The organism is Streptomyces sp. NPDC001348, from assembly GCF_053597535.1.
Genome location: NZ_JBSFIK010000034.1, coordinates 82,168 through 104,103 on the forward strand (window position 1 = coordinate 82,168; position 21,936 = coordinate 104,103).

The 21,936-nt window shown below is 71.4% G+C and carries 16 protein-coding genes; 12 read left to right on the forward strand and 4 right to left on the reverse strand.

Features of this window, described 5'->3' with window-relative positions; translation table 11 throughout:
• Positions 1-180: 180 nt before the first annotated feature.
• The 3 genes from ACWC21_RS29805 to ACWC21_RS29815 all read left to right on the forward strand — a co-directional run bounded on the left by ACWC21_RS29805 (position 181) and on the right by ACWC21_RS29815 (position 3,755).
• On the forward strand, positions 181-369 hold the full coding sequence (locus ACWC21_RS29805) for a hypothetical protein (protein WP_450886200.1): 189 nt from the start codon (positions 181-183) through the stop codon (positions 367-369).
• 116 nt (positions 370-485) lie between these two features.
• Positions 486-3,527 (forward strand): helix-turn-helix transcriptional regulator, encoded by a 3,042-nt coding sequence (locus tag ACWC21_RS29810; RefSeq protein WP_450886202.1) that lies wholly within the window; start codon positions 486-488, stop codon positions 3,525-3,527.
• A 39-nt stretch (positions 3,528-3,566) separates the two neighbouring features.
• Positions 3,567-3,755, forward strand: a complete 189-nt coding sequence (locus tag ACWC21_RS29815; protein WP_450886203.1) for a DUF6191 domain-containing protein — start codon at positions 3,567-3,569, stop codon at positions 3,753-3,755.
• Between the two features lie 27 nt (positions 3,756-3,782).
• On the opposite strand, the gene ACWC21_RS29820 is transcribed toward ACWC21_RS29815, so the two are convergent.
• The gene (locus ACWC21_RS29820; protein ID WP_450886205.1) at positions 3,783-4,925 is read right to left on the reverse strand and encodes a PQQ-dependent sugar dehydrogenase; all 1,143 of its coding nucleotides are present in this window, start codon (positions 4,923-4,925) and stop codon (positions 3,783-3,785) included.
• A gap of 159 nt (positions 4,926-5,084) precedes the next feature.
• The gene (locus tag ACWC21_RS29825; protein ID WP_450886207.1) at positions 5,085-6,083 is read right to left on the reverse strand and encodes an aldo/keto reductase; all 999 of its coding nucleotides are present in this window, start codon (positions 6,081-6,083) and stop codon (positions 5,085-5,087) included.
• 75 nt (positions 6,084-6,158) lie between these two features.
• On the opposite strand from ACWC21_RS29825, the gene ACWC21_RS29830 reads away from it, so the two are divergent.
• The 6 genes from ACWC21_RS29830 (at position 6,159) to serA (ending at position 16,133) form a co-directional block, all read left to right on the forward strand.
• A complete protein-coding gene (locus ACWC21_RS29830) occupies positions 6,159-7,124 on the forward strand; it encodes a 2-hydroxyacid dehydrogenase (RefSeq protein WP_450886209.1) in 966 nt (321 codons plus the stop codon).
• Between the two features lie 320 nt (positions 7,125-7,444).
• Complete coding sequence (locus tag ACWC21_RS29835; RefSeq protein WP_450886210.1) at positions 7,445-10,489, forward strand: putative bifunctional diguanylate cyclase/phosphodiesterase; 3,045 nt, start codon at positions 7,445-7,447, stop codon at positions 10,487-10,489.
• Positions 10,490-10,744: 255 nt separating this feature from the next.
• Entirely contained in the window at positions 10,745-12,610 is a 1,866-nt protein-coding gene (locus ACWC21_RS29840) for an acetolactate synthase large subunit (RefSeq protein WP_450886212.1), read from the forward strand.
• Positions 12,611-12,639: 29 nt separating this feature from the next.
• Entirely contained in the window at positions 12,640-13,164 is a 525-nt protein-coding gene (gene ilvN, locus ACWC21_RS29845) for an acetolactate synthase small subunit (RefSeq protein ID WP_450886214.1), read from the forward strand.
• A gap of 119 nt (positions 13,165-13,283) precedes the next feature.
• Positions 13,284-14,282: a ketol-acid reductoisomerase gene (gene ilvC, locus ACWC21_RS29850; protein ID WP_450886216.1), complete on the forward strand. Its 999-nt coding sequence runs from the start codon at positions 13,284-13,286 to the stop codon at positions 14,280-14,282.
• Positions 14,283-14,543: 261 nt separating this feature from the next.
• Complete coding sequence (gene serA / locus ACWC21_RS29855; RefSeq protein ID WP_450886218.1) at positions 14,544-16,133, forward strand: phosphoglycerate dehydrogenase; 1,590 nt, start codon at positions 14,544-14,546, stop codon at positions 16,131-16,133.
• 82 nt (positions 16,134-16,215) lie between these two features.
• On the opposite strand, the gene ACWC21_RS29860 is transcribed toward serA, so the two are convergent.
• The gene (locus ACWC21_RS29860) at positions 16,216-17,760 is read right to left on the reverse strand and encodes an MFS transporter (protein ID WP_450886220.1); all 1,545 of its coding nucleotides are present in this window, start codon (positions 17,758-17,760) and stop codon (positions 16,216-16,218) included.
• 98 nt (positions 17,761-17,858) lie between these two features.
• Between ACWC21_RS29860 and ACWC21_RS29865 the strand changes: the two genes are divergently transcribed.
• Complete coding sequence (locus ACWC21_RS29865) at positions 17,859-18,443, forward strand: TetR/AcrR family transcriptional regulator (protein ID WP_450886222.1); 585 nt, start codon at positions 17,859-17,861, stop codon at positions 18,441-18,443.
• Here ACWC21_RS29865 and ACWC21_RS29870 read toward each other — a convergent pair.
• On the reverse strand, positions 18,440-19,663 hold the full coding sequence (locus ACWC21_RS29870; protein WP_450886224.1) for a PucR family transcriptional regulator: 1,224 nt from the start codon (positions 19,661-19,663) through the stop codon (positions 18,440-18,442). The two genes, ACWC21_RS29865 and ACWC21_RS29870, sit on opposite strands and share 4 nt — an antisense overlap.
• A 161-nt stretch (positions 19,664-19,824) precedes the next feature.
• On the opposite strand from ACWC21_RS29870, the gene ACWC21_RS29875 reads away from it, so the two are divergent.
• Complete coding sequence (locus ACWC21_RS29875) at positions 19,825-20,751, forward strand: proline dehydrogenase family protein (protein ID WP_450886226.1); 927 nt, start codon at positions 19,825-19,827, stop codon at positions 20,749-20,751.
• Between the two features lie 49 nt (positions 20,752-20,800).
• Positions 20,801-21,936: aldehyde dehydrogenase family protein (locus tag ACWC21_RS29880; RefSeq protein WP_450886228.1), on the forward strand; the 1,136-nt coding region annotated here is incomplete at its 3' end.

A 21,936-nucleotide genomic window follows, 5' to 3' on the forward strand; every position in this document is an offset into this window, starting at 1 on the left:
GGGGCCTTAGTCCGTCCGTGAGGGCCTTACGGACGGACTGAGGCCCCTTACGTGTGCCCCGTCCCCGCGGGTCCGCCGAAGATGCGGAACTCTCCCGATGTGGCGCACCCCCCTGGGAGACGAAGGTGGAGACATCGCCGGAAGCGATCCGGGAAAGCACCTTTCACCAGGGGAGACATCATGTTCGCGTTGGAACTGCAGCAGGCCCGTACCACCGAGCTGCACCGTCAGGCCGAGGCCGAGCGTCTGGTCCGTGAGGTGGTCAGGCAACGACGCACCGCTCGTCGCGAGGCGGCGGTCCGCCGTGGCGCCGAGCCCGAGGCCCATACCCGCGTTCCTCGCCGGGACCGGCTCGCCCGCGCCGCGTGAGTACGGGAGCGGAAGCGGGCGGCCGGACGGAAGCCGGCCGCCCGCTTCCGTATGGCCGTACGACGAACGTACCGGCGCTGTGGAAAACCCGGCCCGCAGGGCCCGGCCACCGTGCGATGCTCGGGCCCGTGGAGACCAGATCCGTAAGTCCCGTGTTCGTCGGCCGCACCGACGAACTGGGCGTCCTCAACGACGCGCTCGCCCGTGCCGCCGCGGGGGAGCCGCAGGCCTTGGTGATCGGCGGCGAAGCCGGCGTCGGCAAGACACGGCTCGTCGAGGAGTTCGCCGCCGCGGCCGGCCGCCGGGGCGCGGTCGTCGCGCTGGGCGGCTGTGTGGAGATCGGCGCCGACGGACTGCCCTTCGCCCCCTTCTCCACCGCCCTGCGCGCCCTGCGCCAGGCCCTCCCCGACGAACTGGCCGCCGCGGCCGCCGGCCAGGAGGAGGAACTGGCCCGGCTGCTGCCCGAACTGGGCGAGGCCACCGCCAGCCGGTACGACGAACAGGGCATGGCCCGCCTTTTCGAACTCACGGCCCGACTCCTGGAACGCATCGCGGCCGAACGCACCGTCGTCCTCGCCCTCGAGGACCTGCACTGGGCCGATGCCTCCACCCGCCACCTCCTCGCCTACCTCTTCCGCACCCTGCGCACCGGCCGCCTCGTCGTCCTCGCCACCTACCGGTCCGACGACATCCACCGCCGGCACCCCCTGCGGCCCCTGCTCGCCGAACTCGACCGGCTGCGCACCGTCCGCCGACTCGAACTCGCCCGCTTCACCCGCGACGAGGTCGGCCGCCAGATCGCCGGTATCCTCGCCACCGAACCCGACCCCGCCCAGGTCGACGAGATCTTCGAACGCTCCGACGGCAACGCGTTCTTCGTCGAGGAACTCGCCGCCGCCGCGTGCGAGGACTGCTGCACCGGCCTCACCGACACCCTGCGCGACCTGCTCCTGGTCCGTGTCGAGGCACTGCCCGAACCCGCCCAGCGGGTCGCCCGGATCATCGCCGAAGGCGGCTCCACCGTCGAGCACCGGCTGCTCGCCGCCGTCACCCGGCTCGCCGAGGACGACCTCATCGAGGCACTGCGCGCCGCCGTGGGCGCCAACATCCTCAAGCCCGCGCCCACCGGCGACGGCTACCGCTTCCGGCACTCCCTGGTCCGCGAGGCCCTCGCCGACGACCTGCTGCCCGGCGAACGCTCCCGTATCAACCGCCGCTACGCCGAGGCCCTGGAGGCCGACCCCGCACTCGTCCCCGCCGACGCCCGCGTCATGCGCCTGGCCAGCTACTGGTACCACGCCCACGACGCGGCCAAGGCCCTGCCCGCCGTCCTGGACGCCTCGGTCGTCGCTCGCCGCCGGCACGCCTACAGCGAGCAGCTGCGCCTGCTGGAGAGGGCGATGGAGCTGTGGGACACCACCCCCGAGGAGGTACGCGGCGCCCTGCGCGTCAACGACCACACCGACGCCTACCGGCCCTGTGGCTGCGACCCGGCCACCACGCCCCTGACCTATCTCGACCTCATGGCGGAGGCGGCCGTCGCGGGCCGCTTCTGCGGGGAACGGGAACGCGCCATGAAGATCGCCAAGCGGGCGCTGCGGCTGCTGGAGGACGAGGAGGATCCGCTGCGCGCCGCCTGGTTCTGGGCACAGTGCTCCCGGCTGGTCCAGGCCCAGGCCCGCGGCGACGGCTGGAAGGAACTGGCCACCGCACAGGAACTGGTCCGCGGACTGCCGCCGTCGGAGGTGCACGCCGAGATCCTCGCCCAGGTCGCCAACTGGTCCATGCTGCGCGAGCCCGGTCCCGACGCCCTCGCCGCCGCCGAACAGGCCGTGGAGTACGCGCGGATGGTGGGCGCCCGGGAAATCGAGCTGCACGCCCGCCTCACCCTCGGCGGCCTCATGGTCGACGCGGGTGACCCCGAGGCCGGGCTCGCCCTGATGCGCCAGGTCAAGGAGCAGGCACTGGAGGAAGGCGTCACACAGGTCGCCGGCCGCGCCTATGTGAACCTGCCCAGCGAACTGCACGTGGTGGGCCGCGCCCGGGAAGCCGTCCCGATCCTGCGGGAAGGGATCGCCTACACCCGCAAGTACGGCCTGCTGGACACCGAGGCCTGGGTGTGGGGCAACCTCTCCGAGTCGCTGTACGTGCTCGGCCACTGGGACGAGGCCGCCGACGCCGCCGCCCGTGCGCTCACCGTCGGACACGGTGCCAAACCCCAGGGCCTGGGCGCCCTCCGCCTCGCCCACCTCGCGCTCGGCCGGGGGGACACCGCCGAGGCGGGCCGCCGTCTCGCCACCGCCCGCGCCCACTACGGCCCCCACGACCCCGCACCCCAGCACTCCCTGCCCGTGGCCCGCATCGCCATCGGCGTCGCCGCCGCGGAGGGCCGGCTGCCCGACGCTCGCGCCGAACTGCTGCAGGCCCTGGAGCCCGGCTTTCCGCCCGGCACGCACCGCTACGCCTGGCCGCTGCTGCTGGCGGCCGCCACCGCCGAGGCCGACGCCCGCACCCTGCCGGCCGCGGCGGAGGGCCGTGCCGAGTTCCTCGACCGCCTCTTCGAGGCCGCCAGAAAGCTCACCACCGGCGCACCCGTCTGGCTCGCCCACGAGAAGTGGACCCGCGCCGAACTGCTGCGCGCCACCGCCGAGGACACCGCGGACACCTGGTCGGACGTGGTCACCGCCTTCGAGTGTCTTCAGCGCCCCTACGACCTCGCCCGCGTCCGGCTACGACTCGCCCAGGCCCTGCTGTCCGACGGCGGCGACGACGAGCGGGACCGGGCCGCGGTGCTGCTCCGCCTCGCCGGGGCCGTCGCCGACCACCTGGGCGCCCGTCCGCTGACCCGGGCCGTCGCCCTGCTCGCCCAGCGGGCCCGCCTCACCCCGGCCCGCGCCGCACGGCGGGAACTCGCCGCCGACCCCGCCGAGGCGCTCGGTCTCACCAGCCGGGAGCGGGACGTCCTGCGCCTGGTGTCCGCCGGCCGGACCAACCGCCAGATAGCCGAGGAGCTGTTCATATCCCCGAAGACGGCGAGCGTCCACGTCTCGAACATCCTGGGCAAGCTCGGTGTCTCGGGCCGGGGCGAGGCGGCGGCGCTGGCGCACCGGCAAGGGCTGTTCCCGGCTGAAACGCCCCCGTCCCGATCAGCGGGGTGAGGCTTACGCTGTAGGGACGTCGGCCGAGGGAGGCAGCGCGTGTTCAACGTCTTCGAGGAACTGTTCGCGCCCGGCCGCAAACACACCCGCGACGAGCAGAACCGGCTGGAGCTGACCCGGGAGGACGTCGGCGACGGCGACCCCGGACGCGGACCGATAGACCTCGTCTCCGGAAAGGTCGTCGTCCGGCTGCCGCGACAACCTCAGGAGAGTTCCCCGGAGGGCTGAGCGTCCCGGACGCTGAGCACCTCGTCCTCACCTCACCCGCAACTCCAGGATCCGGTCGTCCCCGCTTGTGGGGTGGCCCCGGCCGTCCGTGTTGCTGGTGACCAGCCACAGCTTGCCGTCGCCCGCCACCACCGTCCGGAGCCGGCCGTACTTGCCGGTGAGGAAGGCCTGCGGGTCCGCCGAGGCCTTCGTGCCGTCCAGCGGGATGCGCCACAGGCGCCGGCCCTTGAGGCCGGCCATCCAGATGACGCCGTCCACGTACGCGATGCCGCTGGGGGAGGCGTCGTCGGTGTGCCACTGGGCGAGGGGGTCGAGGAACCGGGAGTCGCCCGACCTGCCTTCGGCGTCCGGCCAGCCGTAGTTGCCGCCGGGCCTGATCGCGTTCAGCTCGTCCCAGGTGTCCTGGCCGAACTCCGAGGCGAACAGGCGCTGTTTGCCGTCCCAGGCCAGCCCCTGCACATTGCGGTGGCCGTAGCTGTACACCGGGGAGCCGGGGAAGGGGTTGCCCGGGGCCGGCTCGCCCTCCGGGGTCAGCCGCAGGATCTTGCCGCCCAGCGACTTCCGGTCCTGGGCCAGGCCCCGCCTGCCGCTCTCGCCCGTGCCGGCGTAGAGCATGCCGTCCGGGCCGAAGGCGATCCGGCCGCCGTTGTGGATGTAGCCCTTGGGGATGCCCTTGAAGACCGTGTCGGGGGCGCCGAGCTGTTCGCCGGCGGGCTTGTGCGCGTCGTAGAGCATGCGGACGATGCGGTTGTCCGATGCCGAGGTGAAGTAGGCGTAGACCATGTGGTCGGAGGCGTAGCCGGGGGAGAGGGCGATACCGAGGAGGCCGCCCTCCCCGGCCGGGGAGACCCCGGAGACCTTGCCCAGCTCGGTCTTCCGGCCCGTCTTCTCGTCGACACGGATGATCGTCCCGTCGTCCCGGGAGGAGACGAGCAGGCCGCCGTCCGGCAGCGGGGCCAGACCCCACGGGCTCTTCAGGTCCTCGGCGACCGTGCGCAGTACCGTCACCGTGCCCTTGGCCGGCGGTGTCCGCCCGGCCGCAGGTGCCGACGGGGCCGCACCGGAGGACGTCCCCACCGCGGTCGTACTCCCGCCGCCCGGCGACGACCCCCCGTCCGCGGAGCAGCCCGCCGCCAGCAGGAGCGCGGCCGCGGCCAACACGGCTGTCACAGCTCGACGTTGCACGATCTTGGTCCCTTCAGCGGCGGTCCCGGCGGCACCTTCACTCTCTCTCACCCACACCGCCACTCTCTCTCACCCACACCGCCACTCTCTCTCACCCACACCGTCCGCGCGGCCCGGGTTCCCGATGCGCCCCGGTACCGACGGTCAGTCCCACGATCCCTGGGCCGGGGGCAGTCCCGCGACCTCCGCCAGGTCCTCCGGCGTCAGGCGGAGCCCCGCCGCGGACGCGTTCTCCGTCACCCAGCGCTCCCGCTTGCTGCCCGGGACAGGGACGACGTGGCGGCCCTGGGCGAGTACCCACGCGAGGGCCACCTGGGCGGGGGTCACGTCCTCGCCGTGCCGGCGGGCGATACGGCGCAGGCCCACCACGACCGGCTGGTTGGCGGCCATCATCTCGGCCGTGAAGCGGGGATGACGGGCGCGGAGGTCGTCCCGCTCGAAGCCCTCGCCCGGGGTCAGCGTGCCGGTCAGGTAACCGTTGCCCAAAGGCATCGCGGCCAGGAAACCGACCCCCCGGGCCGCGCACCAGGGCAGCAGCCCGTCCAGTGCCTCCGGCGACCACACCGACAGCTCGGCCTGCACCGCGCTCACCGGGAACACCTGCTGCACCCGCTCCAGCTGGCGCAGCGTGGCGTCGTGCAGACGCCTGCCGGAGCGGCGGCCGGCGCGCGCACCCACCGCGCACAGGCCCAACGCCCGTACCTTTCCCGCCCGGACGAGCTCCGCCATCGCGCCCCACGTCTCCTCGACCGGCACCTCCGGGTCGGCGCGGTGGAGCTGGTACAGGTCGATCACGTCCGTCTGCAGGCGACGCAGCGACGCGTCGCACGCCCGCTTCACGTATCCGGGGCGCCCGTTGGCCACGATGTGCTGCTCACCGACCAGCAGGCCGACCTTGGTCGACACGAAAGCATCCGCACGGCGCTCCTTGAGCACCCGGCCCAGCAGCAGCTCGTTGGTGAAGGGCCCGTACATGTCGGCCGTGTCGAGCAGCGTCGAACCCAGGTCCAGAGCCCGGTGCACGGCCCTGACCGACTCCTCGCCCCGCTGCCGCGACCCGCTGTACGCCCAGCTCATCGGCATGCACCCGAGTCCGACGGCCCCCACCGCGAGCGCCCCCGCGCCGATCGTCCTGCGCTCCACCTGCCGTGAACCTCCCTCTGACCGGCCCCCAACCTAACCTCTGCGCTCCGGCGGGCCTGACATAGCCTCGGGACCATGACTGCTGACGTGTGGCTTCCCATCCCGCCGGACGAGATCGAAGGGCTCCCCGAGGGCCTGAACTACCTTTTCTGGGACGGCGGCGAGGGGGGCGACCAGGAGTTCCCCGGCGACCCCGCGGAATGCGCCGTGTACGTGGTGCCGTACATGAAGCGCTGGTCGGTCAAGGTGCGCCCGCTGGAGCACCTGCGACACGTCCAGGTCATCCAGACGCTCACCGCGGGAGTCGACGACATCACCGCCCGGCTGTCGTCCATCGTGCCGGGCGTGCGGCTGTGCAACGCCCGGGGTGTGCACGAGGCCAGCACCGCCGAGCTCGCGCTCACGCTGATCCTCGCGTCGCTGCGGGGGATTCCCGATTTCGTCCGGGCGCAAGAGCAGGGACGCTGGCAGAGCGGGTTCCGTCCGGCCCTCGCCGACAAGAACGTCCTCATCGTCGGATACGGAGCCATCGGCGCGGCCATCGAGGACCGGCTCGCGCCCTTCGAGCTCGCGCGGGTGGCGCGCGTCGCGCGCTCAAGTCGCACCACGGCGCGCGGTCCGGTGCACCCGCTCACCGAACTGCCCTCCCTGCTCCCCGATGCCGACGTCGTAGTCCTTTCCACGCCCTTGACAGAGGCCACCCGGGGCCTGGTCGACGCCGACTTCCTGGCCCGGATGAAGGACGGGGCCCTCCTGGTCAATGTGGCCCGGGGGCCGGTCGTCGACACGAAGGCGCTGCTCACGGAGCTGGACAGCGGACGGCTCAGCGCCGCCCTGGACGTCACCGACCCGGAGCCGCTGCCCCCGGCGCACCCCCTGTGGCGTGCGCCGGGCGTGCTGATCAGCCCGCACGTGGGCGGTCCCACCTCGGCGTTCCTGCCGCGCGCCCAGCGGCTGCTGGCGGACCAGTTGCGCCGTTTCGTGAACCGGGAGCCGCTGCGCAACGTGATCCTCACGACGGGCTCCTCGGCAGGGGCGTAGCCCCGATCGCGTACCCTCCGCGACCCCGCGGGCGCGGTGCGTACGCGTGTTGCCGTAGATCGTCACGGAGCGTAGAGAAGCTATGTCCCTGAGTGACGAGACTGGTGTATCGTCCCGACAGGGGCTGCGCCGCGGACCGTTCGGCGCCGGGGATGGACATTTCAGAATTTGTGAGGGGGGCGACGGGCGATGCACGGCCTATGGACGAACGATCCGACGCGGCGGAGCCGCCGACGGCGACCCTGGCGCAAGGTCACGCTCAGGCGCGGCCACCACACCGACCACCACACCGGCCACCACGCACGGACCGGGAGGGCCCGGTGAGCCCCCCGCCCGTCACGACCCTCGACGGACCGCCGCGTACGCAGCGCCCGTCGGGGACGCTGCTGCCCCTGCCTCCGGCCTCCGGCCACGGCCCACGCCTCGTCCACCAGCTGGTGCTGGCCCTGGTGTGCGCGGGATACGCCGTCGGTTCCGCGTTCGACTGGGGCTCGAACACAGTCGCGCTGGTCATGGGCGACTTCGGGCTGACCGCGGCGGCGGGCACCGCCGCCGTCTCCTGCTTCCTCTACGCCCGCAGCCCACGGGTCCGTTTCCGGCCCGCCTGGCTGCTGTTCGCCCTGTCATCGGCGATGGCGGCCCTGGGCAACGCGGTCTGGGGATGGTACGAGGTCGTGCTGGACCAGCCCGTGCCCAGCCCCAGCTACGCCGACCTGTTCTTCCTGTGCTTCGCACCGCCCGCCATCGTGGGGCTGCTGGTGCTCGCCAAACGCCCGGCGAACAAGGCGGGCTGGATCTGTCTGGCGCTGGACGCCTGGCTGATCGGCGGCTCCCTGCTCACCCTGTCGTGGAGCCTCGCGCTCGCCCAGGCCGCCCGGTTCGACGGACCGAGCGTGGCGCACGCCGCCCTGTCGCTGGCGTACCCGCTGCTCGACATCGCCCTCGTCAGCATGGTGCTCGCGACGCACTTCAGGCGCGCACCGGGCAACCGGACCGCGGTGAACACCGCGATCGGCGCCCTCGCCCTGACCGTGATGTGCGACGCCCTGTTCACCTCGCCGCTGCTGCACAGCAGCTACCACTCGGGCCAGCTGCTCGACGCGGGCTGGTTCGCCGGTTCGCTGCTCCTGGCGTACGCCCCGTGGGCCGCTCCCCGGCGCCAGGATCCGCAGAACGCCGAGAGAGACCGGCGTGGCACGGACGGGCACACCCGCGTGATCCACGAACACGTGCCCGGTCAGCGCGGCGGCCACCCCGCGGCGTCGGCGTACGCGCCCGAGCCCGCGCCGGGGGGTGATCACAGCCGGTACCCGGCGGGCCCGCCCCTCACCGGATCCCTGGCCGCACTCACGCCGTACCTGGCCGCGGCCGTCTGCACGCTGGGCATCCTGTACAACGTCCTCGACGGCCGCAGCCCCGACCACGTGGTGCTCATCACCGCCGGCTGCGTCGTGCTCGCCCTCGTCGTACGCCAGGGCATCATGCTGCTCGACAACATCACCCTCACCCAGGAACTGGCCCAGAAGGAGAACCACTTCCGCTCCCTGGTGCAGGGCTCCAGCGACGTCATCATGATCGCCGCGCCCAACGGCATCCTCCGGTACGTCTCCCCGGCCGCCGCCGGGGTCTACGGACGGCACGCCGAGGAACTGGTGGGCACGGAACTGGCCCATCTCATCCACCCGGAGGACCTGGGCTGCGTGGTGCACGAGGTGCGCCGGTTCCTCGCCGCCAGTCCGCTCGAGGAACCCACCACCCGCATCGAGTGCCGCTTCCGCTCCGGTGACGGCGGCTGGCTGAACGTCGAGTCCACCGTCAACCGCCACCACGGGGGCCTCATCTTCAACAGCCGGGACGTGACGGAAAGAGTGCGGCTGCAGGCGCAGTTGCAGCACAACGCCGAACACGACCCGCTCACCGACCTGCCCAACCGCTCCCTGTTCACCAAGCGTGTGCAGCAGGCCCTGTCCGGCCGCCGCGCCTCCGACCGGGGCGACCGGCTGCGCGGCACGGCGGTCCTCTTCATCGACCTGGACGGCTTCAAGGCCGTCAACGACACGATCGGGCACCAGGCGGGGGACGAACTGCTCGTCCAGGCCGCCCGCAGACTCCAGGACGCCGTCCGGCAGGGGGACACCGCCTCCCGGCTGGGCGGCGACGAGTTCGCGGCCCTGATCGTCGGTGACGGCACCCGCGACCGCGCCGCCCGGGAGCGGAACATCCTGGAGCTCGCCGACCGCCTCAGGACGACCCTCTCCCAGCCGTACCTGATCGACGGCAACGACGTCCGTGTCAACGCCTCCATCGGCGTCGCCTTCGCCGAACCCGGCCTCGGCGCGGGCGAGCTGCTGCGCAACGCCGACCTCGCGATGTACCGGGCCAAGTCGGCCGGGAAGGGCCGCGTCGAGCTGTACAAACCCCAGATGCAGCAGGACGTCGTACGCAAGGCGGAGCTGGCCACGCGGCTGCGTGCCGCACTGCACGACGGTGAGTTCGCGCTGCTGCACCAGCCGGTGGTGTGTCTGGAGAACGGCCGGATCACCTCGGTCTCCGCGCAGGCACGCTGGCGCTCCTCCCAGGGAGTGCTCTTCACCCCGGCGGAGTTCCTGCGGGTGGCCGAGGACAGCGACAAGACCTCCGAACTCGAGCGCTGGGTCATCGAGGAGGCCGTGGAGCAGGCCGCCGAGCGGGCCGCGACCGGGCTGAACGTGCCCGTGTCCGTCCGGATGAGCGCCCGGCGGCTGCTGGACCGCTCCATGCCGCTCGGCTCGGTGGAAGCCCTTCTGACGCGTCACGGGCTGCCGTCCGGCTCGCTCGTCCTGGAACTGTCCGACACCGATCCCCGGGTGGGCCTGGACGAACTGGAGCGGCGCTTGACCGCGCTCAGTCGGCTCGGTGTCCGGATCGCGCTGGACGGCTTCGGCAGCGGCTACGCGGCGATCACGGCATTGCGCAGACTCCCCGTCGACGTGCTGAAACTCGACCGCAGCCTGGTCGAGGGCGTCGTGGAGTCGGCACGGTTGCACAAGATCACAAGTGGGCTGCTGCGTATCGCCACCGACCTCGGACTGCAGTCCGTGGCCGAGGGCGTGGACCTGCCCGAGCAGGTGGGAGCGCTGCGCGCGATGGGCTGCACGCACGCCATGGGCACGGCCTTCTCCGGGCCACTGGACGAGTACCGGCTGCGCAGAGCGCTCGGATCCGGCCACTATCCGGTTCCGCACGCGGCGGCCGAACCCGCGCCGGTGTTCGCAGGCGGTTCCGCGGGGGTGTACACCAGTGGTGTCACCGGCGGAGTCTCCGCCGTCTTCGGAGGCAGCAATGCACTGCGCTCACATAATGAGACGCCCGTCCCACCCACTTGACACATGGTGCGCGTCGGGGGGAGGGTCTGTGCCATGCGCACCCGAATTCTCGTACTTGGACAGCGCGTCGGCTGAGCTGGGACCCACCGGAGGAGGATCCGGAAAGCCCAGCGACCCTCACCGGCGCGCTCCCCTCGCTTGCCTTCCGGCACGAGGGGTTTTTTGTTGCACCAGCACCTGTCGTACAGCAGCCGTACACCGCACCAACCTCGCACAAACCCTCGCAAAAACCTCAGCATCGAGAAGAGAATGCCGATGACCGAGCAGGCCACCGGGGCCCACCATCCGCAGCCGCGGCCCCGTTCCGGAGGACAGTCCGCCCACGTCGAGCACGTCACGGGCGCGCAGTCCCTCATCCGCTCTCTCGAGGAGGTCGGGGCCGACACGGTATTCGGTATCCCCGGCGGCACGATCCTTCCGGCGTACGACCCGCTGATGGACTCCACCAAGGTCCGCCACGTCCTGGTCCGGCACGAGCAGGGCGCCGGCCACGCGGCCACCGGCTACGCGCAGGCCACCGGCAAGGTGGGCGTCTGCATGGCGACCTCCGGTCCCGGCGCCACCAACCTGGTCACCCCGATCGCCGACGCCAACATGGACTCGGTGCCGCTGGTCGCCATCACCGGTCAGGTGGTGTCCTCCGCCATCGGCACGGATGCCTTCCAGGAGGCGGACATCGTCGGCATCACCATGCCGATCACCAAGCACAGCTTCCTGGTCACCAGGGGCGAGGACATCCCCCGGGTGATCGCGCAGGCGTTCCACATCGCCTCGACCGGCCGCCCGGGTCCGGTCCTGGTGGACATCCCCAAGGACATCCTCCAGAAGAAGACCACCTTCTCCTGGCCGCCGGCCCTGGACCTGCCCGGCTACCGGCCCGTCACCAAGCCGCACGCCAAGCAGATCCGTGAGGCGGCCAAGCTGATCACCTCCGCGAAGCGGCCCGTCCTCTATGTCGGCGGAGGCGTGCAGAAGGCCCACGCCACCGCGGAGCTCAAGGTCCTCGCCGAGCTCACCGGAGCGCCCGTCACCACCACCCTGATGGCGCTCGGCGCGTTCCCCGACAGCCACCCGCAGCACCTGGGGATGCCGGGCATGCACGGTTCGGTCGCCGCCGTCACCGCGCTGCAGAAGGCCGACCTGATCGTCGCCCTCGGAGCCCGCTTCGACGACCGCGTCACCGGCAAGCTGGACAGCTTCGCCCCGTACGCCAAGATCGTCCACGCCGACATCGACCCCGCCGAGATCGGCAAGAACCGCGCCGCCGACGTGCCGATCGTCGGGGACGCCCGCGAGGTCATCGCCGACCTGGTCCAGGCGGTGCAGAAGGAACACAGCGAGGGCACGCAGGGCGAGGCCGCCAAGTCCCGGTACGCGGCCTGGTGGAAGGACCTCAACCGCTGGCGCGAGACCTACCCGCTCGGCTACGACCAGCCCGAGGACGGCTCCCTGTCCCCGCAGCAGGTCATCGAGCGCATCGGGCAGCTCGCGCCGGAGGGCACGATCTTCGCGGCGGGCGTCGGCCAGCACCAGATGTGGGCCGCCCACTTCATCCAGTACGACAAGCCCGCCACCTGGCTGAACTCCGGCGGCGCGGGCACGATGGGCTACGCGGTCCCGGCCGCCATGGGCGCCAAGGCCGGACAGCCCGAGCGGGCCGTGTGGGCCATCGACGGCGACGGCTGCTTCCAGATGACCAATCAGGAGCTCACCACCTGCGCCCTGAACAACATCCCGATCAAGGTCGCCATCATCAACAACGGTGCCCTCGGGATGGTCCGCCAGTGGCAGACCCTGTTCTACAACCAGCGGTACTCCAACACCGTGCTGCACTCCGGCCCGGGCGACGACCCCAAGGGCCCGAGCGCCGGCACCCGCGTCCCCGACTTCGTGAAGCTGTCGGAGGCCATGGGCTGCCACGCGATCCGCTGCGAGTCCCCGGACGACCTCGACAAGGTCATCGAAGAGGCGAACTCCGTCAACGACCGCCCCGTCGTCGTCGACTTCATCGTCCACGAGGACGCGATGGTGTGGCCGATGGTCGCCGCCGGCACCTCCAACGACGAGATCATGGCCGCCCGGGACGTCCGCCCCGACTTCGGCGACAACGAAGACGACTGAGCCGGGAAGAGCGAAGAGGAAGACCAGACATGTCCAAGCACACGCTCTCCGTCCTGGTGGAGAACACGCCCGGCATCCTCGCCCGGATCGCCGCGCTGTTCTCCCGCCGCGGCTTCAACATCGACTCGCTCGCCGTCGGGGTCACCGAGCACCCCGACATCTCCCGCATCACCATCGTGGTGCAGGTCGACGACCTGCCGCTGGAGCAGGTGACCAAGCAGCTCAACAAGCTGGTCAACGTGCTGAAGATCGTCGAGCTGGAGCCCGGCCAGGCGGTCCAGCGCGAACTCGTCCTGGTGAAGGTGCGCGCCGACAACGAGACACGCTCCCAGATCGTCGAGATCGTCCAGCTCTTCCGCGCCAAGACCGTCGACGTCTCCCCGGACGCCGTGACCATCGAGGCCACCGGCAGCAGCGACAAGCTGACCGCCATGCTCAAGATGCTGGAACCGTTCGGCATCAAGGAGCTGGTCCAGTCCGGCACCATCGCGATCGGACGGGGCGCCCGCTCGATCACGGACCGGTCGCTGCGCGCCCTCGACCGGTCGGCGTAAGGACGCGCTCGGGCGGTCGGGTGACACCGGCCGCCCGTATCGCGAGACCCCGAAACTCCCCTGCGACCCGCCGTCATACGGTGGGACTCACACCCTGTACACCAAGGAGAGAACCCAAAGTGGCCGAGCTGTTCTACGACGCTGACGCCGACCTGTCCATCATCCAGGGCCGCAAGGTCGCGGTCATCGGATACGGCAGCCAGGGCCACGCCCACGCCCTGTCGCTGCGCGACTCGGGTGTCGACGTCCGCGTCGGTCTGCACGAGGGCTCCCAGTCCAAGGCGAAGGCCGAGGAGCAGGGTCTGCGCGTGGTGACGCCGTCCGAGGCCGCCGCCGAGGCCGACGTCATCATGATCCTGGTCCCGGACCCCATCCAGTCCCAGGTCTACGAGGAGCACATCGCCCCGAACCTGAACGACGGCGACGCGCTGTTCTTCGGTCACGGCTTCAACATCCGCTTCGGCTTCATCAAGCCCCCGGCCGGCGTGGACGTCTGCATGGTCGCCCCGAAGGGCCCGGGCCACCTGGTGCGCCGCCAGTACGAGGAGGGCCGCGGCGTTCCCTGCATCGCCGCCGTCGAGCAGGACGCCTCCGGCAACGCCTTCGCGCTCGCCCTGTCGTACGCCAAGGGCATCGGCGGCACCCGCGCCGGCGTCATCAAGACGACCTTCACCGAGGAGACCGAGACCGACCTGTTCGGTGAGCAGGCCGTGCTCTGCGGTGGCACCGCGGCACTGGTCAAGGCGGGCTTCGAGACGCTGACCGAGGCCGGCTACCAGCCCGAGATCGCCTACTTCGAGTGCCTGCACGAGCTGAAGCTGATCGTCGACCTCATGTACGAGGGCGGCCTGGAGAAGATGCGCTGGTCCATCTCCGAGACCGCCGAGTGGGGCGACTACGTCACCGGTCCGCGGATCATCACCGACGCCACCAAGGCCGAGATGAAGCAGGTCCTCGCCGAGATCCAGGACGGCTCCTTCGCCCAGAACTGGATGGACGAGTACCACGGCGGCCTGAAGAAGTACAACGAGTACAAGCAGCAGGACTCCGAGCACCTGCTGGAGACCACCGGCAAGCAGCTGCGCAAGCTGATGAGCTGGGTCAACGAGGAGGCGTAGGCTTCCAGGAAGGCCCCGGGGGCCGGAGCAGGACTGCTCCGGCCCCGTTGGCCATACCGTCCTGCCACGGACGGGTGATCCTTCCGCAGAGGCGTAAGACGCTCCGTGTCACGCCACTACACTGCTGCACAACACGCGTCAGGCCCACAGCGTCGTGCGTCTTCCGCGGCTAAGCGACCCCGAGGCATTTCCGGTGCCGCTCCCCTCCACCGCCTGCGGCCGTCGGGACGGCCGTCCGCATTGGACTTGTGAGGACCTCACGTGAGCTCGAAACCCGTCGTACTCATCGCTGAAGAGCTTTCGCCCGCCACCGTCGACGCGCTCGGCCCGGACTTCGAGATCCGGCACTGCAACGGCGCCGACCGGGCCGAACTGCTCCCCGCCATCGCCGACGTGGACGCGATCCTGATCCGCTCCGCCACCAAGGTCGACGCCGAGGCGATCGCCACCGCGAACAAGCTGAAGGTCGTCGCACGAGCCGGCGTCGGCCTGGACAACGTGGACGTCTCCGCCGCCACCAAGGCCGGCGTGATGGTCGTCAACGCCCCCACCTCGAACATCGTGACCGCCGCCGAGCTGGCCTGCGGTCTCCTCGTCGCCACCGCCCGCCACATCCCGCAGGCCAACGCCGCGCTGAAGAACGGCGAGTGGAAGCGCAGCAAGTACACGGGCGTGGAGCTCGCCGAGAAGACCCTCGGTGTCGTGGGCCTCGGCCGCATCGGCGCGCTCGTCGCGCAGCGCATGTCCGCCTTCGGGATGAAGGTCGTCGCCTACGACCCCTACATCCAGCCCGCCCGCGCCGCGCAGATGGGCGTCAAGGTGCTGTCGCTGGACGAGCTGCTCGAGGTCTCCGACTTCATCACCGTGCACCTGCCCAAGACGCCCGAGACGCTCGGCCTGATCGGCGAGGAGGCGCTGCGCAAGGTCAAGCCGTCGGTGCGGATCGTCAACGCCGCGCGCGGCGGCATCGTCGACGAGGAGGCGCTGTACTCCGCCCTCAAGGAGGGCCGCGTGGCCGGCGCCGGCCTGGACGTGTACGCCAAGGAGCCCTGCACCGACTCCCCGCTGTTCCAGTTCGACCAGGTCGTGTGCACCCCCCATCTCGGCGCGTCGACGGACGAGGCGCAGGAGAAGGCGGGCATCGCCGTCGCCAGGTCGGTGCGTCTCGCCCTCGCCGGTGAGCTGGTGCCGGACGCGGTGAACGTCCAGGGCGGTGTCATCGCCGAGGACGTCAAGCCGGGTCTGCCGCTCGCCGAGCGCCTCGGCCGGATCTTCACCGCGCTCGCGGGCGAGGTCGCGGTCCGCCTCGACGTCGAGGTGTACGGCGAGATCACCCAGCACGACGTGAAGGTGCTGGAGCTGTCCGCGCTCAAGGGCGTCTTCGAGGACGTCGTCGACGAGACCGTGTCGTACGTCAACGCCCCGCTGTTCGCCCAGGAGCGCGGTGTCGAGGTGCGCCTGACGACGAGCTCCGAGGCGGCGGACCACCGCAACGTCGTCACCGTGCGCGGCACGCTCGCGGACGGCGAGGAGGTGTCGGTCTCCGGCACCCTGGCCGGCCCGAAGCACCTCCAGAAGATCGTCGCCGTCGGGGACTACGACGTCGACCTCGCACTCGCCGACCACATGGTCGTCCTGCGGTACGAGGACCGGCCGGGTGTCGTCGGCACCGTCGGCCGGATCCTCGGCGAGGCGGGCGTCAACATCGCCGGTATGCAGGTCGCCCGGGCGGCGGCCGGAGGCGAGGCGCTGGCCGTGCTGACCGTCGACGACACGGTGGACTCGGGTGTGCTGGCCGAGGTCGCGGAGGAGATCGGCGCCACGTCGGCCCGCTCCGTGAACCTCGTCTGACCCGGCAGGGCGACACCGGTACGAAAGCGCCGGGCGGGCTGGTGATCCAGCCCGCCCGGCGCTTTCGTCTTGCTCCGCCCCGTCAGGCGGTCGCTGCCTCCGGCTCCTCGGCCCGCGGAACCTCCCGCACCTGGATCCGCCGCAGGGTCATCGCGGCCGCCACGGCCGCGCCCGCCAGCAGTACCGCCCCGCCGAGCGCCGCCGCGTGCATCCCGTTGGTGAACGCCTCCCGTGCGGCCGTGGTCAGGGCGTCGCCCGCCCCGGCGGGGAGCCGGCCGGCGACGGCGAGGGCGCCGCCCAGGGTCTCGTGGGCCGCGGCCGGAGCCGAGGCCGGGATGTCGTGGCGGTAGACGGCCGTGCCGATGGAGCCGAGGACCGCCATGCCGAGGGCGCCGCCGAACTCGGTGCCGGTCTCCATGACGGAGGAGGCCGCGCCCGCCTGCTCGACCGGGGCGGTGCTCATGGCGAGGTCGGACAGCTGGGACATCACCATGACGACCCCGGAGGCGAGGACGCCGGCGGCGGCCAGGGTGAGCCACAGGGAGTCGGTGCCGGTCAGGGCGAGCATGCCGTAGCCGGCCGCGGTGACGGCGAAGCCGGCGGCGACGACGTACCCCCGGTCGACGCCCTTCTGGACGAGCTGGGTGGTGACCGGTCCGGCGACGCCGATGAGGACCGAGGGGAGCAGGCTCCACAGCGCGGCCTCGAGGGGGCTCTTGCCGAGGACCGACTGCAGGTACTGGGTGGTGAAGAGGGCCGAGCCCATCATCCCGAAGGCGGAGACCAGGGTGAGCACGATCGACGGGGTGAAGCCGCGGGCCCGGAACAGGGCCGGGGAGATCAGCGGTGAGGCGTTGGTGCGCTGCCGGCGGACGAAGAGCGCGGCGAACAGCAGGCCGACGGCGACCGACACGACGTACCGGATGTGCCAGCCCTCCGACGGGATCTCCTTGAGGCCGTAGATCACGGGGAGCACGGCGGCCATCGACAGCGGGACGCTCACCCAGTCGAAGCGGCCGGGGTTCGCGCTGCGGGACTCGGGGAGCAGGACCGGGCCGAGGACCAGCAGGAGCAGCATTGCGGGCAGGTTGACCAGGAAGACCGACCCCCACCAGAAGTGCTCGACGAGGATGCCGCTCATCACCGAGCCGAGCGCGATCCCGCCCGTCATCACGCCGGACCACAGGCCGATGGCCTTCGCGCGCTGGCCGGGGTCGGTGAACATGGTGCGCAGCAGGGCCATGGTCGACGGCATCAGGGTCGCCCCGCCGATGCCGAGCACCGCGCGGGCGGCGATCAGGGTCTCGGCGCTGTCGGCGTAGGCCGCGAGCACCGAGGCGGTGCCGAAGGCGGCGGCGCCCATCAGGAGGAGCCGGCGGCGGCCGATGCGGTCGCCGAGCGAGCCCATCGTCATCAGCAGGCCGGCCAGGACGAAGCCGTAGATGTCGAAGATCCACAGCTGCTGGGTGCCGGTCGGCCGCAGGTCCGCGTTGATCGCGGGGGTCGCGAAGTAGAGGACGGACACGTCCATCGAGACCAGCAGCAGCGGCAGCATCAGCACGCCGAGGGCGGTCCATTCACGGCGCCCGGCGAGGGCGGTCGGGGTGGCGCTCGTCGAGTTCGTCATGCCAAGGAATGTACGCGCGTATTAAACGCTTGTCTAGAACGCTTGTGTAATTCATGCGTCTAGGACGGCTGTATGGATCGCGGAGTAGGGTGGTCCGCATGGGACACCGTGAGGATCTGCTCGAAGGCGCCAAGCGCTGCCTGCTGGAGAAGGGCTTCGCGCGCACCACGGCGCGCGACATCGTCAAGGAGTCGGGGACCAACCTGGCCTCGATCGGCTACCACTACGGCTCGAAGGACGCGCTGCTCGCGCAGGCCTACGTCTCGCTGGTGGAGGGCATGTCCGACGGCTTCGGCCGGGCCGGGGAGGACGGCGTCGACGGAGCCCCCGGCTCGCTCGAGCGGTTCCGGGCGGTGTGGCGGGGAATCGTCGACAGCATGCGCGCGCCCGGCTCCGTGTGGCGGCTCAGCATGGAGGTCATGACCGTCCAACTGCCCGAGGTCCGCGACCACTTGTCCCGCGCCCAGCGGGAGGGCGGCCGGGGTCTCGTCGCGCTGCTCATGGGCGTACCGGAGGAGGAGGTGTCCGACGGGACCGCGGACACCCTCGGCCGGTTCTACCTCACGCTGATGACCGGCCTCATCGCCCAGTGGACCTTCGACCCCAGGACCGCGCCCGACGAGGACGCCCTCACCGAGGGGCTGCGCCAGGTCATCGAGGCCGCCACCGCGACGCGCCCCTAGAGCCGCGCCCCCTTCAGCGCCATGTGCAGCAGCAGCCGGTCCTCCCCGTCGTCGAGGTCCAGTCCCGTCAGCTGCTCCACCCGGGACAGCCGGTAGTACAGGGTCTGGCGGTGGATGCCCAGCTCGGCGGCGGTGCGGCCGGCCTGGCCCGCGCAGTCGAGGTAGACCTCGGCGGTACGGGCCAGCTCCTGGTGGGCGGGCGTGAGCAAGGGGGCCACCACCGGATCGTGGGCGGTCTCGGGCGGCAGCGAGGTCAGCAGACGGTACGGGCCGATCTGCGCCCACTCGGCGACCGGCCCGAACCGGGGTTCCGCCAGGGCCGCACGGGCCGCCGCGGACGCCTCCTGCCAGGCGGCCCCCAGCTCGGCGAGCCCCATCCGGGCCGCGGCGATCCCGGCGGCGACCGCGCCGGCCCCGGCCCCGGTCCCGTCCCCGCCCCTTTCCAGCAGCCGCCCCGCCGCCGACACGGCCGGAGTCATGGTGTGCGTCGACCGCAACCGCACCAGCAGTGCCAGCGACTGCGCGGCCAGCCCCCACGGCACCGTGCACAGCGCGGTCGCCCCCGGCAGCGTACGGACCGAGGGCGCGTCACCCGGGTCGGCGGACGGCCAGGGTGCCACGCACACCACCGTGTGCGGACCGTCCGCGCGAGCACCGAGGGCCGTGCGCAGCTCCGCCACCGCCATGTCCCGCGGCCAGCCCCGCTCCGCCGTGAGCACCGACCGCAGTTCCCGGGTCAGGTCCGCACCGTGCTGCGCCTCGTCCGCGAGCAGCGCCCCGATCCGGTCCGCGACCCCCATCGCCGCGGTCAGCTGCCGCTCGCTGGGACCAGGGTCGTCGTCCAGCAGCCAGACGTACCCGAGGACGACACCCCGATGGCGTACGGGGAGGCAGATGCGCCCCCGGTACACCCCCGCCTCCGGGGTCGGCGGGATGCGTACCGGGCCGGTCGCCCGCGTGATTCCGAAGCCCTCGAACCATCTCCGGACCGCCGCCGTGGAGCGCCGGGTCAGGATCGAGCGGGTGCGCACCGGGTCCAGCGCGGAGGCGTCCAGCTCGCCCTCGCTGTCGTACGCGCCGAAGGCGATCAGCTCGAAGTCGCGGTTCTCCAGTGTCGCCGGCACGCCCAGGAGCTCCGATATCTCGTCGACCAGCTCCTGGTAGTCACCCACGTTCTTGAAAGGTGCGGCATCGGACATCACCCGGGCATTGTCCCGCATATCCGCGCCGCCTTCATACATCTGTCTGAGATCCCGGGCGCGGATGCGTGACAGCTGTCGATGGCCGACGATCGGGGGGATCCTTAGGTTTCACGGTGGTTCTCCGTGCCGTACCCGATGTCGGGTGTCGGCCTTCTTTGGCCTTGTTGTGGAGGTGCCCCGTGCTGGGTCCCGTGATTCTCGCCGCGTCGCGCAGCGACCGGATGCGACGCCTGATCTCGGCGGCCCCGGTGACCAAGCAGGTCGTCGACCGCTTCATCGCCGGTGAGACGGTGGACGACGTCGTCCCGATCATCGAGGACCTCACCGCTGAGGGCCTGGAGCTGACCATGGACGTGGTCGGCGAGGACATCACCACCCCCGAGCAGGCCACCGCCGCCCGGGACGCCTACCTGACGCTGATCGGCCGCCTCGAGGAGCTGGAGCTCGGCGAGAAGGTCGAGATGTCCGTCAAGCTGTCCATGTTCGGCCAGGCGCTGGAGAACGGCCACGAGCTGGCCCTCGCAAACGTCCGCCCCGTCGTCGAGGCCGCCGCCGCCATCGGCACGACCGTCACCCTGGACGCCGAGGACCACACCACCCTCGACTCGATGTTCGCCATCCACGAGGAACTGCGGAAGGACTTCCCGCAGACCGGCTGCGTCATCCAGGCCTACCTCTTCCGCACCGAGGCCGACGCCCGCCGCCTCGCCGCGAGCGGCAGCCGCGTCCGCCTGGTCAAGGGCGCCTACAAGGAGCCCGCCGAGGTCGCCCACCAGCAGAAGAACGAGATCGACAAGGCGTACGTCCGGACCTTGAGGATCCTGATGGACGGCGAGGGGTACCCGATGGTCGGCTCCCACGACCCGCGTCTGATCAGCATCGCCCAGGAACTCGCCCACCGCGCCGGGCGCAAAATGGACGAGTACGAGTTCCAGATGCTCTATGGCATCCGCAGCGACGAACACCTGCGGCTGGCCGCCGAGGGTCACCGCATGCGCGTCTACACCGCCTACGGCACCGACTGGTACGGCTACTTCATGCGGCGCCTGGCGGAGAAGCCGGCCAACCTGCGCTTCTTCGTGCGCAGCATGATCACCAAGGGCTGAGCCCGCACCCCGCCCGCAACACCGCTCACCTCAAGGAGTTACGGATCTCATGGACGCTGTGACCCAGGTCCCCACCCCCGTCAACGAGCCGGTGCACGGCTACGCCCCCGGCACGCCCGAGCGCGCCCGGCTGGAGGCCAAGCTGAAGGAGCTGGCCGACAACCCGATCGACCTGCCCTGCACCATCGGCGGTGAGCAGCGGATGGGCGGCGGCGAGGCCTTCCAGGTCGTCCAGCCGCACAACCACAAGGCCGTCCTCGGTACCTACCGCAACGCCACCCAGCAGGACGCGCAGGACGCCATCGACGCGGCGCTGGCCGCCGCGCCCGCCTGGCGTGCGCTGTCCTTCGACGACCGTGCGGCGATCTTCCTGCGCGCCGCCGAGCTGCTGTCGGGCCCGTGGCGGGAGACGCTCGCCGCCTCCACCATGCTCGGCCAGTCCAAGACGGCCCAGCAGGCAGAGATCGACACTCCCTGCGAGCTGATCGACTTCTGGCGCTTCAACGTGTCCTACGCCCGCCAGATCCTCGCCGAGCAGCCCCCGGCCAACGCCCCGGGCGTCTGGAACCGCCTCGACCACCGCCCGCTCGAGGGCTTCGTCTACGCGATCACGCCCTTCAACTTCACCGCGATCGCGGGCAACCTGCCCACCGCGCCCGCGCTGATGGGCAACGTCGTGGTGTGGAAGCCGTCCCCGACCCAGACCCACGCCGCCGTGCTGCTCATGCGGCTGCTGGAGGAGGCCGGGCTGCCCAAGGGCGTCATCAACCTCGTCACCGGCGACGGCATCGCGGTCTCGGAGGTCGCCCTGGAGCACCGGGACCTCGCCGGCATCCACTTCACCGGCTCGACCAAGACCTTCCAGTACCTGTGGAAGACGGTCGGCAACAACATCGAGAAGTACCGCTCCTACCCGCGGCTGGTCGGCGAGACCGGCGGCAAGGACTTCGTGGTCGCCCACCCGAGCGCCGACCGCGCCGTCCTCAAGACCGCCCTGACCCGCGGTGCCTTCGAGTACCAGGGCCAGAAGTGCTCGGCGACCTCCCGGGCGTACATCCCGGCGTCCATCTGGAACTCCGGTTTCAAGGAGGAGTTCGCCGCCGAGGTCGACGGCATCGCCATGGGCGACGTCACCGACTTCTCCCACTTCATCGGCGCGGTCATCGACGAGCGTTCCTTCGCCAA